Source organism: Syntrophomonas sp. (assembly GCF_028707975.1).
In the GTDB taxonomy this organism is placed as follows: Bacteria; Bacillota; Syntrophomonadia; order Syntrophomonadales; family Syntrophomonadaceae; genus Syntrophomonas.
Genome location: NZ_JAQVZX010000018.1, coordinates 1 through 12,801 on the forward strand (window position 1 = coordinate 1; position 12,801 = coordinate 12,801).

At 46.0% G+C, this 12,801-nt stretch carries 14 protein-coding genes and 1 tRNA gene; 4 read left to right on the forward strand and 11 right to left on the reverse strand.

Going from position 1 to position 12,801, the window contains the following annotated elements:
- Window positions 1–160: 160 nt before the first annotated feature.
- From rpsR to PHP87_RS04235, 8 genes are all read right to left on the reverse strand, one after another.
- Window positions 161–385 (reverse strand): 30S ribosomal protein S18, encoded by a 225-nt coding sequence (rpsR, locus tag PHP87_RS04200; protein ID WP_011641906.1) that lies wholly within the window; start codon window positions 383–385, stop codon window positions 161–163.
- An 18-nt stretch (window positions 386–403) separates the two neighbouring features.
- Window positions 404–856 carry a single-stranded DNA-binding protein gene (gene ssb / locus PHP87_RS04205; protein WP_299918776.1) on the reverse strand — a complete coding sequence of 151 codons (453 nt, stop codon included), beginning with the start codon at window positions 854–856 and terminating at the stop codon, window positions 404–406.
- A gap of 43 nt (window positions 857–899) precedes the next feature.
- Complete coding sequence (rpsF, locus tag PHP87_RS04210; protein ID WP_011641908.1) at window positions 900–1,193, reverse strand: 30S ribosomal protein S6; 294 nt, start codon at window positions 1,191–1,193, stop codon at window positions 900–902.
- A 276-nt stretch (window positions 1,194–1,469) separates the two neighbouring features.
- Window positions 1,470–1,685: a hypothetical protein gene (locus PHP87_RS04215; protein ID WP_299918778.1), complete on the reverse strand. Its 216-nt coding sequence runs from the start codon at window positions 1,683–1,685 to the stop codon at window positions 1,470–1,472.
- Between the two features lie 63 nt (window positions 1,686–1,748).
- Window positions 1,749–1,943, reverse strand: a complete 195-nt coding sequence (locus PHP87_RS04220) for a DUF951 domain-containing protein (protein ID WP_299918780.1) — start codon at window positions 1,941–1,943, stop codon at window positions 1,749–1,751.
- Window positions 1,944–2,256: 313 nt separating this feature from the next.
- Window positions 2,257–3,336: a selenide, water dikinase SelD gene (gene selD, locus PHP87_RS04225; protein WP_299918783.1), complete on the reverse strand. Its 1,080-nt coding sequence runs from the start codon at window positions 3,334–3,336 to the stop codon at window positions 2,257–2,259.
- Between the two features lie 197 nt (window positions 3,337–3,533).
- A complete protein-coding gene (locus PHP87_RS04230; RefSeq protein WP_299918786.1) occupies window positions 3,534–4,925 on the reverse strand; it encodes an aminopeptidase in 1,392 nt (463 codons plus the stop codon).
- 284 nt (window positions 4,926–5,209) lie between these two features.
- Window positions 5,210–5,839, reverse strand: a complete 630-nt coding sequence (locus tag PHP87_RS04235) for a CvpA family protein (RefSeq protein WP_299918789.1) — start codon at window positions 5,837–5,839, stop codon at window positions 5,210–5,212.
- A 491-nt stretch (window positions 5,840–6,330) separates the two neighbouring features.
- Between PHP87_RS04235 and PHP87_RS04240 the strand changes: the two genes are divergently transcribed.
- From PHP87_RS04240 to PHP87_RS04255, 4 genes are all read left to right on the forward strand, one after another.
- Window positions 6,331–6,912 carry a TVP38/TMEM64 family protein gene (locus tag PHP87_RS04240; RefSeq protein ID WP_299918792.1) on the forward strand — a complete coding sequence of 194 codons (582 nt, stop codon included), beginning with the start codon at window positions 6,331–6,333 and terminating at the stop codon, window positions 6,910–6,912.
- Between the two features lie 136 nt (window positions 6,913–7,048).
- Window positions 7,049–8,761, forward strand: coding sequence for a PAS domain S-box protein (locus PHP87_RS04245; RefSeq protein WP_299918795.1), 1,713 nt, complete (start codon window positions 7,049–7,051; stop codon window positions 8,759–8,761).
- 19 nt (window positions 8,762–8,780) lie between these two features.
- Complete coding sequence (locus tag PHP87_RS04250; RefSeq protein ID WP_299918797.1) at window positions 8,781–9,968, forward strand: HD domain-containing phosphohydrolase; 1,188 nt, start codon at window positions 8,781–8,783, stop codon at window positions 9,966–9,968.
- Between the two features lie 438 nt (window positions 9,969–10,406).
- The gene (locus tag PHP87_RS04255) at window positions 10,407–10,547 is read left to right on the forward strand and encodes a hypothetical protein (protein WP_299918799.1); all 141 of its coding nucleotides are present in this window, start codon (window positions 10,407–10,409) and stop codon (window positions 10,545–10,547) included.
- A gap of 344 nt (window positions 10,548–10,891) precedes the next feature.
- Here PHP87_RS04255 and PHP87_RS04260 read toward each other — a convergent pair.
- The 3 genes from PHP87_RS04260 to PHP87_RS04270 form a co-directional block, all read right to left on the reverse strand.
- Window positions 10,892–10,990: transfer RNA gene (locus PHP87_RS04260), tRNA-Sec, on the reverse strand.
- 187 nt (window positions 10,991–11,177) lie between these two features.
- The gene (locus tag PHP87_RS04265) at window positions 11,178–11,840 is read right to left on the reverse strand and encodes a CBS and ACT domain-containing protein (protein ID WP_299918800.1); all 663 of its coding nucleotides are present in this window, start codon (window positions 11,838–11,840) and stop codon (window positions 11,178–11,180) included.
- A gap of 254 nt (window positions 11,841–12,094) precedes the next feature.
- Complete coding sequence (locus tag PHP87_RS04270; RefSeq protein ID WP_299918802.1) at window positions 12,095–12,799, reverse strand: ABC transporter ATP-binding protein; 705 nt, start codon at window positions 12,797–12,799, stop codon at window positions 12,095–12,097.
- Window positions 12,800–12,801 lie beyond the last annotated feature (2 nt).

Sequence of the window (12,801 nt, forward strand, 5' to 3'; positions counted from 1 at the left end):
CCGCCGACTTCCTTCAGATTCCTCGTCGCCGAGGACACCCTTGTCTTTGGCTGTACACTTCCCACTATCAGGGCGTGTTAGGGACTTTCACCCGTTAGACTATGCCCATGCAAGGCGAACTAAAAGAAAAAGCCCTCCAGCGAGGGCGTTTTCTCTTTGCTTATTCAGAAGTATAGGGAAGAAGAGCCATAATCCGCGCTCTCTTTATAGCTACCGTCAACTGTCTCTGATGATGAGCACAGTTGCCGGTTATTCTACGGGGTAGAATCTTTCCTCTTTCTGTAATATAGCGGCGGAGCCTGGGAATCTCCTTGTAGTCAACTACTTCAATTTTATCGGCACACCAATTACACTGCCGTCTTTTTTTACGTCGATCCTTTTTCAATCAAATTTCCTCCTCTGACTAGAAAGGTATATCCTCATCTTCGTGCTGGTCAACCAGATCGATGTTATCCATGGTTACTTCTCGCCCCAAATCGCTCCAGTTATCATCAATTTCTTTTTTGCTGGTTTTATCAGCATAGTCAGGGGTTGAGCCTCTGCTCGCTGCCGGTTTCCCTATAAACCTGACATCTTCTGCCACTGCTTCGGTCACCCATCTTCTTTGACCTTCTTGATTGTCATAGCTTCTAACCTGTATCCGTCCATCAATCGCTACCAGACTGCCCTTATTTAGGTAGTTGGCACAGTTTTCTGCCTGCTTGGCCCAAACCACGATAGGAATAAAGTCAGTTTCCTCCCGTTTGAATTTGCGGCCAACCGCCAATGTAAAAGTGGCTACGGCAGTACCGTTCTGAATATAGCGAAGTTCCGGGTCTTTGGTCAATCGACCAATCAAGATAACCCGATTAAGCATGGCTTTTCCCCCTGTCCCCTAATTATATATTGCTCATCCAATTTTATTTTTCGTCTTGGCGAATAATGATGTGGCGCAAAAAGTTCTCCGATATTTTGATAATCCTGTCCAATTCATCGACAGTTTCCGGCTTGCCTTTAAAATACCACAGGCTATAAATACCTTCTACATAGTCGTCAATGGCATAGGCAAGTCGTTTTTTACCCCACCCGTCTGCCGCATTGATGAACTCACCGCCAAAATCGGCAATGATCTTCTGCAGTCTTTCTTTGGTTTCCAGAACTTGTTCTTCTTCCAGATCGGGTCTGAGGACAAACATCATTTCGTATGTGCGCATCGTTACACCTCCTCCCTGCGGACTAATCCATGGGTATGGATTTCGGCCCCATTTTACCTGGGGCAGGGACTTCAATTGATTATACCAGTATTGTAAATTTGTTGCAAGGAAAAAAACCGGGCAAAAAAAAGAAATTGCCGGGTCTTTCCCCTGGCCAATAGCAGCGCTTAAGAAAGCCCGGTCACCTTATGAAAACCTGACGGCAAAGCAGTTTTATTATCCTTTTTTTTGGCGGGAATTGCCGTAAAGTTTTCAGATTTATCCACCGCAAGAAGATCAAAGCACTCCTTTAATTAACAGGGTTTGCAGCAAGGACAGGGGTTTCTCAATAATATAGGTATCGTTAAATAATGCCTTCAAAACAGCCATTCTCTCCCCGGTAGCGCTTTCCTTAAAACCAATGATACAGAAGCGTTCGTGCTGGGGCATGCTTTTTACCGTTACCAAATCACCCGCTGTGAAGCCCTGGTTGCCAGGATTTTTTGCATCCACCTGGCTTCACCTCCTTTAAAGGCAGATTATGTAGTTTATTATATGCCCATAAGGAAGAAAGTGTTAGTGAGCCTCTTTTTCCACCCGGATCATGCGTTTTTCAAACTGAAGCCGGGGCAGCATTACTATCCGGCCACAGCCCTGGCATTTGATTTTTATGTCTGCCCCCATACGGGTAACCTCCCAGTTGTAGCTGCCACAGGGATGTTGTTTTTTCATACGGACAATATCCCCCAGGCCAAAGCTCTTTCTTTCCACTGCTCCCCCTCCTCTAATGGCAAGTTCTACAAAAAGCAGCCCATTGTCGGGTACAAGCACCCCGAAAAGTTGATGTCACTGCAAAAGGTCCTAAATATATTCGCTCAGCCAACTTAAATAGCAACCATTGGGAGCATCAGGAGTACCCGTAGAGTGAAGGGTAAAGCGTACTCGGTCCTGTCGCTCGCCGCCTTTCGCCTGCTAGCCTTCGCTTAGGTGTTGTATCCATGCTTCTCCCACGCTCGCATTATATTTATACAACCCTTCTGCAAAAAAAGGGGCTTGTGCTGTGGAGTCAAAGTTTAATTGCTTCTTACTCCCTGCATCTTACGGAGAGGGATAAGGAACCTGTACCTCTGTCCCGTACTTTAATGGGGCTAAAATGCTCTTCCTGTACCCTTCCTATAAGATAACAGCAGGAGTCCCTTTTTTCCATGCTCCTCAAGAGTTCACCCGCCTTTTTCTCCGCAACTGCTATCAACAGGCCTCCGGCAGTCTCTGGTGAAAAAAGCAAATCGCGAATCAAAGGATCAATATCCCCCGTATACTCCACTTTATCTTTCAGATAATCCCGGTTGTTATAGGCACCGCCTGGTATCAGTCCCAGACCGGCATATTCCAGGGTTCCTTCCATAAATGGAATTTGCTCGGCGAAAACTTCCACTTGAACATCGCTGCCCCAGGCCATTTCATAGAGGTGTCCCATCAGCCCAAACCCGGTAATATCCGTGGCTGCATTTACCCCTACTTCTATCATGGCCTGGCTGCCTTCCCGGTTCAGCATGGACATCCATTTTATCGCTTCTTTGTATGCTTCACCTGAGGCCATCTCCGCTTTGATGCTGGTAGCAATCACGCCATTTCCCAGGGGTTTGGTCAAAAATAAGAGGTCTCCCGGTTGGGCCCCGTTGTTAGCTATAATTTTCTGGGGATGTACCAAACCGGATACCGCCAAACCATATTTAGGTTCGTTGTCATCCACCGTATGCCCCCCCACCAGCAAAGCTCCTGCTTCCAATACTTTACTAAGGCCTCCATCCAGTATGCTCCGGAGAACTTGCAAATCCGCACATTCGGGAAAACATACTACATTTAAAGCCAGAATGGGGGTACCCCCCATAGCATATATATCATTCAGGGCGTTAGTTGCGGCTATCTGCCCAAAGATGAAGGGGTCATCTACCATAGGCGTAAAAAAATCAATGGTCTGAATCAAGGCCTTTTCCTCGTCCAGTTTTAAAACAGCCGCATCATCCCTGCTCTCAATTCCTATCAAGAGATCAGGATGTACCGGTAAAGGAAAATCCTTGAGAATAGACTCCAGGGCCTCCGGCCCTATCTTGGCTGCTCAACCGGCCGCCCTTACCATCTCTGTTAGCCTGGTCTGCTTCATCTATTTCCCCCCTTCCCCTTTTCGCCTGCTTACCTTTGCCGGGTGCAACCTTGATGGTATACGTAAGGTACATCAGGCGTACCCGAAGGGTGCAGGGTGCTGCATCCATGTTCCGCCAGCGCTTTGTATATTTATGCAACCTTTCTGCACCAAAAGGGGCTTTTGCAGTAGAGTCAATTATTCATCCTGCCTCATTACTAATTGGTAAAGCTCTGCATAAAAACCCGATAGGCTTTGTAGGCTAAAAATACATCCACTTTGCTGGAAACCTCAAAAGGTGAGTGCATGCCCAGCAAGGCCACCCCCAGATCTACCACTTCCATACCATAACGCGCCATGTAATGGGCTACGGTTCCTCCTCCTCCTATGTCCACTTTCCCTAATTCGCCTACCTGCCAGAATACTTCATTATCATCAAAAAGCCGCCGGATCCGGGCTAAAAACTCGGGATTAGCATCGTTGGAATTACTTTTCCCCCGGGAGCCGGTATACTTGGTTAACACTACTCCCCGCGAAAGAAAACTACAATTCATCTTCTCGAATACTTCGGGATAATTGGGGTCAACCGCCGCATTTACATCGGCTGACAGGGCACAAGAATTGGCCAGGCTCTTACGCAGGGCCAAATAATTGTTGTACCCGGCTTTACTCATTAATTCAGCCATGAGATTTTCTATGATAAGTGATTGCAGTCCGGTATTGCCGTTGCTTCCAATTTCCTCCTTGTCCACAAAGAGGCAGATCGCTGTTCTCTCGGGTGCTTCCAGCTCCAGCGCGGCCCTTAATGAAGTATAGGCACAAACCCGGTCATCCTGCCCATAGGCTCCGACCATACTGCGGTCAAAGCCAATATCCCGGGCCTGGAAAGCGGGAACTGCCTGCAGTTCTGCACTGCTAAAATCCTCTTCTTCTATGGCATATTTTTCTTGTAGAATCTGCAAGACTTGTTTCTTAATAGGGTTATCTGCAGTATCTCCACGAGGTTGACTACCTACCAAGAGGTTCAGGTTCTCCGCTGGAATCGCTTCGGACATCTTTTTTTCCATCTGCTCTTTAGCCAAATGAGGCAAGAGATCCGCAATGCTCAAAACAAAATCGTCATTTTCTTCGCCAATGGCAACACTCACCGCTTGTCCATCCTTTTTAATTACCACACCGTGTAAAGCCAGAGGGATAGCCAACCACTGGTATTTTTTTATCCCTCCGTAATAATGGGTTTTGAACAGGGCCAGACCATCTGCTTCATAAAGAGGATTGGCTTTTAGATCCAGGCGGGGGGAGTCGATATGGGACACCACCATGTTAACCCCTTTCTCGATCGCCTCTTGGCCAATAACAATAAGAGCACAAACTTTTCCTTTTTGCTGGAAAAATAGCTTTTGCCCGGGCTCAAGAGAAGCAACACCATCCAGGTCAATAAAACCATGCCCCTGGGCCGCCTGCTTTATGTAAGCAACCGCCTCTCTCTCCGTTTTTACTTGATTGAGAAAATCCCGGTAATCCCGGTTAAAATCGTGAACCGCCGGTAAATCCGCCGGTTTTATTCGTAACCAAGCATTCTTTTTTACATTTTCCTTCTGTTCGCTCAAATTTTTTCCTCCTTTTTTCTGATTGGCTCAATACTTTCTATGGTAATAATTTTTGCGGGTATTGCACCATACTTCGCCAAGATCGCTCATTATATTTATACAAGCCCTATGTTCTTACCCTTTAGCTTTCGCCGCATCCACACTCTCTATACTTTATAGCATCGGAAGAAACTGCGGAGCAGTTTCAACACAGCGCTGCAACGAGGCGGGAGATTATTAACCGCCGATTGCTTTGCTAATAGGAAACCAGCCGCTTAAAGATGCGGGGGGCATATTTCACCTCGTTATATTCCCAGTAAAACCTTGCCGTAGGAAAACATCTCCAGGAACCAGGGTGCCAGCCAAGACATAGCAAAACTCCGGGATATACTAACGGCCCAGCTCGAACCCATCCGGGCGGCCAGGTTGATGGCCGGATAAAGCAAGCCTATCAGCAGCGTCATTATTATAATGTTTTTAAGCATAACAAGCAGCAAGCCCAGCCAGCGGTTGACCCCGTCCAGACCACCATAAGCAAGTAAAGCGTTCATTGCTCCAAATACAATTTTTATTATAACGCTGACGACAAGCAATATCAGGAAAAAAGATGCTGCCAAGAGCAATAGTTGGGCCAGAAAAGCAGTAGGATCAACCAAGACCTGTGGCAATCCCAAGCCCTTCATCACTGATCCCCATTCGGGAGACCAGGCCAGGGCGGGCATTCGTGCCGCCAAAAAATCACCCAGGATACCAATTAATCCGTAGTGTTGGTCCAGGTAAAAGGCCAGCTCTTCTCGGTAAAGAATTGCCACTACCAAGCCACCCAATGTACCCAGAAGCCCCCCTATCGCATCCATCAACCCCTGACGATATCCAGCCCAGGCACTAAGTATTAAAATAGCAATAAAGAAATAATCCAGCAGGTTAAGCTGCATAATAAAATACCGCTTCTCATAAAAACTCTTTTTCGGGAAAATATATCATGGGGACGGTCCTTCTGATATATATTATAATATATTTATACAAGCAAAATAATATTTAATACTTTACAATAAAATCTCTGTCCAATTCTAGAATATACCACCCAGGGTGAATACTGCAAGCTATCCCCCGAATACCTTCCGTCAATTCCATAATTGTCGTATTGCTTTCTGGGTAAATTGGGATATTTTCCCGGTATTGCTTCCCCGTTTTTCTTGACATCGTCTCTGCTTCCCGTTATTTTTTAATTGACGAGGATTTTATACATAGATGAGCGATGCGCTTTAGGGATAAGCCTACTGCTTGGAGATGATAATTTGTCCTTGCCCGGTATTGCATTAATGCTTGGCCAACACTCGCTTGTTATATTTATGCAGCCCTTTGGCAAGATAAGGTGTTTTGCAGCGGAGTCATAGTTTGATTGAAAAAGAGATGATGAAATCTAATGGACCTTCAAGTTCTGGGAAGTATTAACGGCATCAGCGCTTATCTTAAATCTTATGGCCTGCTGGCCCCCGCAGTGGCTTCTGCTCTGTTTATTGTTCAAGCGGTATTCCCGGTTTTTCCCTATGTGCTTTTGGCAGCAGCAGGGGGCCTTTTGTTTGGTTTTAAGCTGGGCTTTTTCCTGGCCTGGTCCGGCGCTTTGGCCGGTGCCTGCCTGGCCTACTGGATTTGCCGCCTGGCCGGCTCAGACTGGGTAATTAAAACCATACAGCACCGCTTTTCCTATGATATCCGGGAAATAGATACCCGCCTGGCCTTCTGGAGTATTATAATTGCCCGGGTGTTGCCGGTGGTTCCCACTCCGATAATTAATGCCGCTGCCGCCCTGGCCGGGGTTCCTTTTTGGACCTTCTTCTTTTCCTCCGCCATCGGCAAGCTTCCCACCGCCTTGCTTTATACCGGCCTGGGGCTATGCCTGTTCCAGGTCAAGGATATTCGCCTGACCCTCTTGGTGCTAGGTCTGATTCTCCTCCTCCTGGTCGCTGGTCGCTACCTGGGGAAAAAACGTCTGCTTTCCCCCTAACCCCTTCCTCTCACCCCGCAATATTGCCTGTTTTTTGCATTAATTCCGGACATAAGTCCCAAATTGTATTGACAAACCAAACACTTTTGATTAGATTTAAATTAGCAAATTTTCTGCCTATTCGAGAAGCATAACCATGAGCTGCATGCGGTACCGGGTAATTCAACCAGGGGAGGTGTTGGTTTTCAGCAAATCTCCAGAAGATATTAAAAAACCTTCTTTAATATTATCCGAATTGTCCGAAAAATTACTGGCTTCAATATTTGACTCTCTTCCCGATGCGGTATTGGTTATTGATATCAATCAAAAAATCATAGCCTGGAACCGCGCCCTGGCAAAAATGACGGGGATTACAGCTGCACAAATGCTTGGTAAAAGCAATTACGAGTATAGCCTTCCTTTTTATGGGACAAGGCGTCCCCTGCTTATCGATTATGTATTAAAACCTGAAATGAATATCTCCCACAAATACCTAGTCCTTGGCCAGGAAAATGACGCTATGGTATGTGAGAATATCATTCACATTAAAGGCCAGGAAGACCTATATCTCTGGGCCAGGGCTGCGCTCTTATACGACCAAAACGGTGAGCTGATGGGAGCAATTGAATCCATCAGGAACATCACCAAACGCCGGCAAGTGGAAAAAGCTCTGGCAGCGGGAAAAGAGCGGCTGGCGCAGATCCTTGGTAGTATCAGTCATGGGGTAATTACCACGGATAATAACGGAGTTATCACCTTTATTAACACAGAAGCAGAACGCTTTTTCGAGTGGAAGAATGAATATGCCCAGGGTAAAAGCTTGTTGGAAGTGGTGCCCCTGATTGAAGGCTATAACCATTTAAACCGCAGCCTCTTCCTGACTCGCAACCAGAAACAGCAGCCGGTGGATATTCGCATCATAAACAACCTGGGACAAATTAGCCTTTTGTCTACTACAGTTACCCATATCCAGGGGGAAAACGGAAATGACCATGGTATGGTTTTTGTTTTTAGGGATGTTACCGAATTACGCAAAGCCGAGTCCCAGTTGGCCCTTTCTCAAAAACTGGAGTCTATCGGACAGCTGGCTGCCGGTATTGCCCATGAGATTAACAACCCCATGCAGTATATCGGGGATAACCTGTCCTTTTTAAACGAGGCTTTTGCCAATATTTTCTCCATATTAGATCAAGTCAAAGCACTCGCCAGTTCCGAAGATATAGCGTCATCCATCCTGGATTTAGTAAAACACTTAGAAAAATCTCAAAGGGAACTTGATTTCCTGCAAAAGGAGATTCCCCAGGCTATTCAACAATCCCTCGAAGGGGTAATAGGTGTCTCTGATATAGTGACCGCTCTAAGGAATTTTGCTCACCCCGGTTCCGGTGAAAAACAAATAACCAATATTAACAATGCCATAATGGGAACGGTTTCTATTGCTAAAAATGAATGGAAACACCTGGCGGATCTGGAGTTGAATCTGGATAACGGTCTTCCTGCGATTAGAATGGTGGTTAATCAGATTAACCAGGTACTGTTGAATATGATTGTTAACGCCTCGCACAGCATACAGGATGCCATTGAAAAGGGTCTTTACCTCAAGGGGAAAATTACAATTAGCAGCCAGAAGAATGAATCTTATGTAGAAATACTAATTTCTGATAATGGTATGGGCATTCCCGCTGCTATAACTAATAAAATATTTGATCCCTTTTTCACCACCAAAGAGGTCGGCAAAGGCACTGGTCAGGGCCTGGCCATCTCCCATGATATCATTGTAAACAAGCATAATGGGTCGATTGAGCTGGAATCCGAAGTTGGCCAGGGCACCACTTTTTATATTAGATTGCCCATTGAGGGTTCGATATGAGGTTTAGGGGGTTAAGCTGATGAACAAAAAGATATTGCTGGTTGATGATGATGAAAACATCCTGGCATCCTATAGAAGGCAATTGGGCTTGCGCTTGGAGCTATTTACCGCCAACAATGCTGAAAACGGTCTGAGGGTTTTGCAAAAGCACGGCCCCGTAGCCGTGGTCATATCTGACTACAAGATGCCCGGTGTGGATGGCATTGCCTTTTTAGAAATAGTCAAAGAAATAGCACCCGATACGGTAAGGATCATGTTAACCGGCTTTGCCGATATAGATATGGCCATAAATGCCGTTAACCAGGGCAATATCTTCCGCTTTCTGACCAAGCCCTGCCCGATTAAGGATTTCCTTTATGCCATAGCCGCCGCCCTGGAACAATACCGGCTTATATGCTCTGAGCGCGAACTGCTGGAACAGACCTTGAAAGGAAGCATAAAACTGCTCATTGATATATTGTCAATATCCAAGCCCCAGGAATTCAATCAGCTCTCCCGCCTGCGTAATCTGGCCAAAAGAATCGCTCTGCGCCTTAAGGTGGAAAAGCCCTGGGAAATAGATTTGGCCTTAATGCTATCGCCTATCGGTCTTATTACTATTCCCGAGTATATCCTGCAAAAACAAGATTCCGGAGAGTACTTATCACCCGATGAATATAAAATGTACCAGTCCCATCCTGCTACGGCCAAAGATCTATTGGCCAACATCCCGCGTCTGGAGAATGTGGCTGAGGCTATTGCTTATCAGATGAAAAACTACCACAGCCAGGATCCCTATTCTGGTCTCGCCGAGAAGGAGATACCTCTGCTCGGGCGTATTCTCAAGGTGGTCCTGGACTTTAATGCGCTGATTAGAAAAAGCTGGTCGGCCACTTATGCCCTGGAGTACCTGCAAAATAATGCGGAGTATTATGACCCCGATGTTCTCTCTGCTTTAACTCTTGAAGTCCAGAACCTCAAGGAATGGTCGAAAGAAGATGCTGATGGCCGCCTGGTAAGAATCAAGGATATTGAAGTAGGTATGGTATTGCTAAATGATCTGCAGGATGCTAAAGGGCTGGTTCTACTTCCTCAAGGCCAGGAGATTACCCCCGTTTTGCAGAAACGCCTTTTAAATTTTGCTGAGAAATCCCGTATCCGTGATACTATTCGCGTACTGGAACCTTTTGGAGATAAAGCAGCAGGAAACCCCTTTGGCGAAAATTAACTTCAGCGTTTAACTATTCCCTCAATGTATATCCTCGTGAGGATGAACTGTCGGAAAGCACATTATGGTTTCATGTAGTAAGATAAGTTTTTAGATTTATCAGGGGTATAAAACCCCTATCTTTAGGGTTTTATACCCCCTTCCTTCGCGATCAACAATGTTCAGGATATCACTACCACAAATAAATTTTAAGCATCGGAAGAAATTGCGGAGCAGTTTCAACACACCGCTGCAACGAGGTGGGGGATTAGACCCCGCCCTGTTTTGTTAATAGGAACCCAGCCGTTTAAAGAAGCGGGGAACATATTTCACCTCGTTACAAATGTTTTTAGCCACAGTGGCCTTCGATCTATTTCTTCACCTGACAAAAAATGGTCGATGACAAAATGATTCACCCGGGCAAAATATAGTGAAGGACTTTTTTGGGAGGTGAAGAGTTTGGTTAAAAAAACAAAAAATGTTGCCGGGAACAGAATGCCAGACCCCAGCGTGCTGGAAGGCATCCCTGCTAGAGATCCCCATGCAGAATTTGCCAAGAAAGATGCCCTTTTCAAACAACGCAGAGGAGCCCAAAGATAGTCCCAATTATAACGGGGGCCATGAGGCCCCCAGTTATATGTAATGAAAACAAAAGCGTTTAAGAATAATCTCAGTTTTCAGGATCTGTCTTTATGTTTTTTCCCCGATATAATTACGGTTGATGGCTCCTGGGTGACATACTCCCGGCAATAAATTACCGGGCTTCTTGGTGAAGTGTTAAGCACTTGTTGGTATCCGGCACTTGTTATAGCGTCCAAACACAAACTTGATACTCATTCGGCTCTTAATCAGATCCGGCCCTGTCACGGGGGCAGCGTACCACTTGTAGAGATTAATTGCTGCGTTGTCCATTGGCTGGAATGCCGGTAAAACCTGGCTTTATTTGGCGGAAGCGTGTGAGAATCGAACTCACCCACGACGGGATCACCGCCGCGCAGACTGGATTTGAAGTCCAGGCGGCCCACCAGGACCGATCCGCTTCCTTGATTAAAATAATAAATAAAGAAAAGTGCTGCAGTCATCGGAGATTGCTCCGGCAAGAGAGCACTCTATGGTGCTGCGTAGATGAGTATATATCCTGGAGAATCTTTTGTCAAATCAGCGCTGGTGAAAGTTTCCTTCGCTTCCATTTCCTTATCAGCAGGTCTGCCGAGAGAGCTAAAGCTCGGTCTATTCTTCACCGCTTTCTCTTACTATTACTGACTCAATTTCATATCCCCGTTTTTGAAGCTCTTCCAGCAAAGGTTCATATTTTAATTCTTCAATGCGAAGGATCATTTTGTAGCGCTGGCTTTTATTGTCAAAATAGACCACCGCATTCAAAATATTTATGCCCTTTTCCGCAATCAGTCCGGTTACTTCCGCCAGGCTGCCGGGGGGATCCTTAACAAAGCAATCTATACGGCTGTGAGCTCTATTTACCCCCAAAATATCAATCAAAGCATCAAAAATGTCGGTTTCCGTTACTATGCCGACCAGCTTATCCTGCTCCATAACTGGTAAGCCGCTAACTTTATTCTCCCGCATTATTTTGGCCGCAGTTTCGATATAGTTTTCTGGCCCAATGGTGAGGACTTTTTGCTTTTTTGGCAATATATCTTTTATTTTAGTCTTGGCCAGGAGGTAATTCAGTTCATGGATGCTTAAAGAGGTAGCAGAGGAAGGCGCGGCCTGGTTAAGATCGGTCAGGGTTATAATCCCGGTCAGGCGGCCTTTGTCCACCACCGGTAAGCGCCGGATGTTATTCTCTTTCATGAGCCGAAAGGCTTCAGTAAGACTGGTATTCATTTCTACCGTTATAACCTCCACGGACATGCGATCTTTTACTTTCATATTCTTACCTCCTCGTATAATATGGCTGTTAGACAAAGGTTAATCAATAGTCATCTTAAGCATGACTCCACCGCAAAACTTCTTTTCTCGCTTAAGATTTTCAAAAAAGCACCTTCATGCAATAGAACTTTTTAGTCCCGAGGTCACAAGCACCCATGAAAAATGAGTTGAGATAGCGCTTAAATAGTATGATGTAGCAGGAAATATCCCCTTCTAATCTACGATGCCAGAAGACCATTCCGTCTTCCGTCTTCCTATCCCCCCAGGTAAGCCTTCTTTACTTCCTCACTGTTTATCAACTGTTCGGACGTTCCCTCCAGGACTATTTCTCCGGTTTCAATAACATAGGCCCGGTTGGCAATAGAGAGAGCCATATTGGCATTCTGCTCCACCAGCAGTATGGTGGTTCCTCGGGCATTGATGTCCTTTATTATTTCAAAAATCTCTTTTACCAGCAAAGGCGCCAAACCCATGGAAGGCTCATCCATCAGCATCAACTCGGGTCGGGCCATCAAGGCCCGACCGATAGCCAGCATCTGCTGTTCGCCGCCGCTCAAGGTTCCGGCCGTTTGTTTTCTCCTTTCCTTGAGACGGGGAAAGCGGGTAAAAACATTCTCCAGGTCGCTTTCAATTCCTTTCTTGTCTTTGCGCAGGTAGGCCCCCATTTCCAGATTCTCCAGAACGCTCATAGTGGAAAAAACCCTTCGGCCCTCCGGTACCTGGGATATGCCCAGTCCCACAATTTTTTCCGGAGCAACTTTGCTGATATCGTTTCCTTTAAACATAATTGCACCGTTCTTGGGCCGCAGCAAACCGGAAATGCTTTTTAGTGTAGTGGTCTTCCCGGCTCCATTGGCTCCAATCAAGGTTACTATACTGCCCTCTTCCACTTCCAGGGACAGTCCTTTGAGGGCATGTATAGCGCCATAATATACATCGATTCCTTTAACCTCAAGCACCG

What these genes read in the sequence shown, in the direction of transcription:
- ssb (WP_299918776.1), bottom strand. Translation starts at nt 856, where the DNA reads ATGCTTAATCGGGTTATCTTGATTGGTCGATTGACCAAAGACCCGGAA.
- rpsF (WP_011641908.1), bottom strand. Translation starts at nt 1,193, where the DNA reads ATGCGCACATACGAAATGATGTTTGTCCTCAGACCCGATCTGGAAGAA.
- PHP87_RS04235 (WP_299918789.1), bottom strand. Translation starts at nt 5,839, where the DNA reads ATGCAGCTTAACCTGCTGGATTATTTCTTTATTGCTATTTTAATACTT.
- PHP87_RS04240 (WP_299918792.1), top strand. Translation starts at nt 6,331, where the DNA reads ATGGACCTTCAAGTTCTGGGAAGTATTAACGGCATCAGCGCTTATCTT.
- PHP87_RS04245 (WP_299918795.1), top strand. Translation starts at nt 7,049, where the DNA reads ATGAGCTGCATGCGGTACCGGGTAATTCAACCAGGGGAGGTGTTGGTT.
- PHP87_RS04250 (WP_299918797.1), top strand. Translation starts at nt 8,781, where the DNA reads ATGAACAAAAAGATATTGCTGGTTGATGATGATGAAAACATCCTGGCA.
- PHP87_RS04265 (WP_299918800.1), bottom strand. Translation starts at nt 11,840, where the DNA reads ATGAAAGTAAAAGATCGCATGTCCGTGGAGGTTATAACGGTAGAAATG.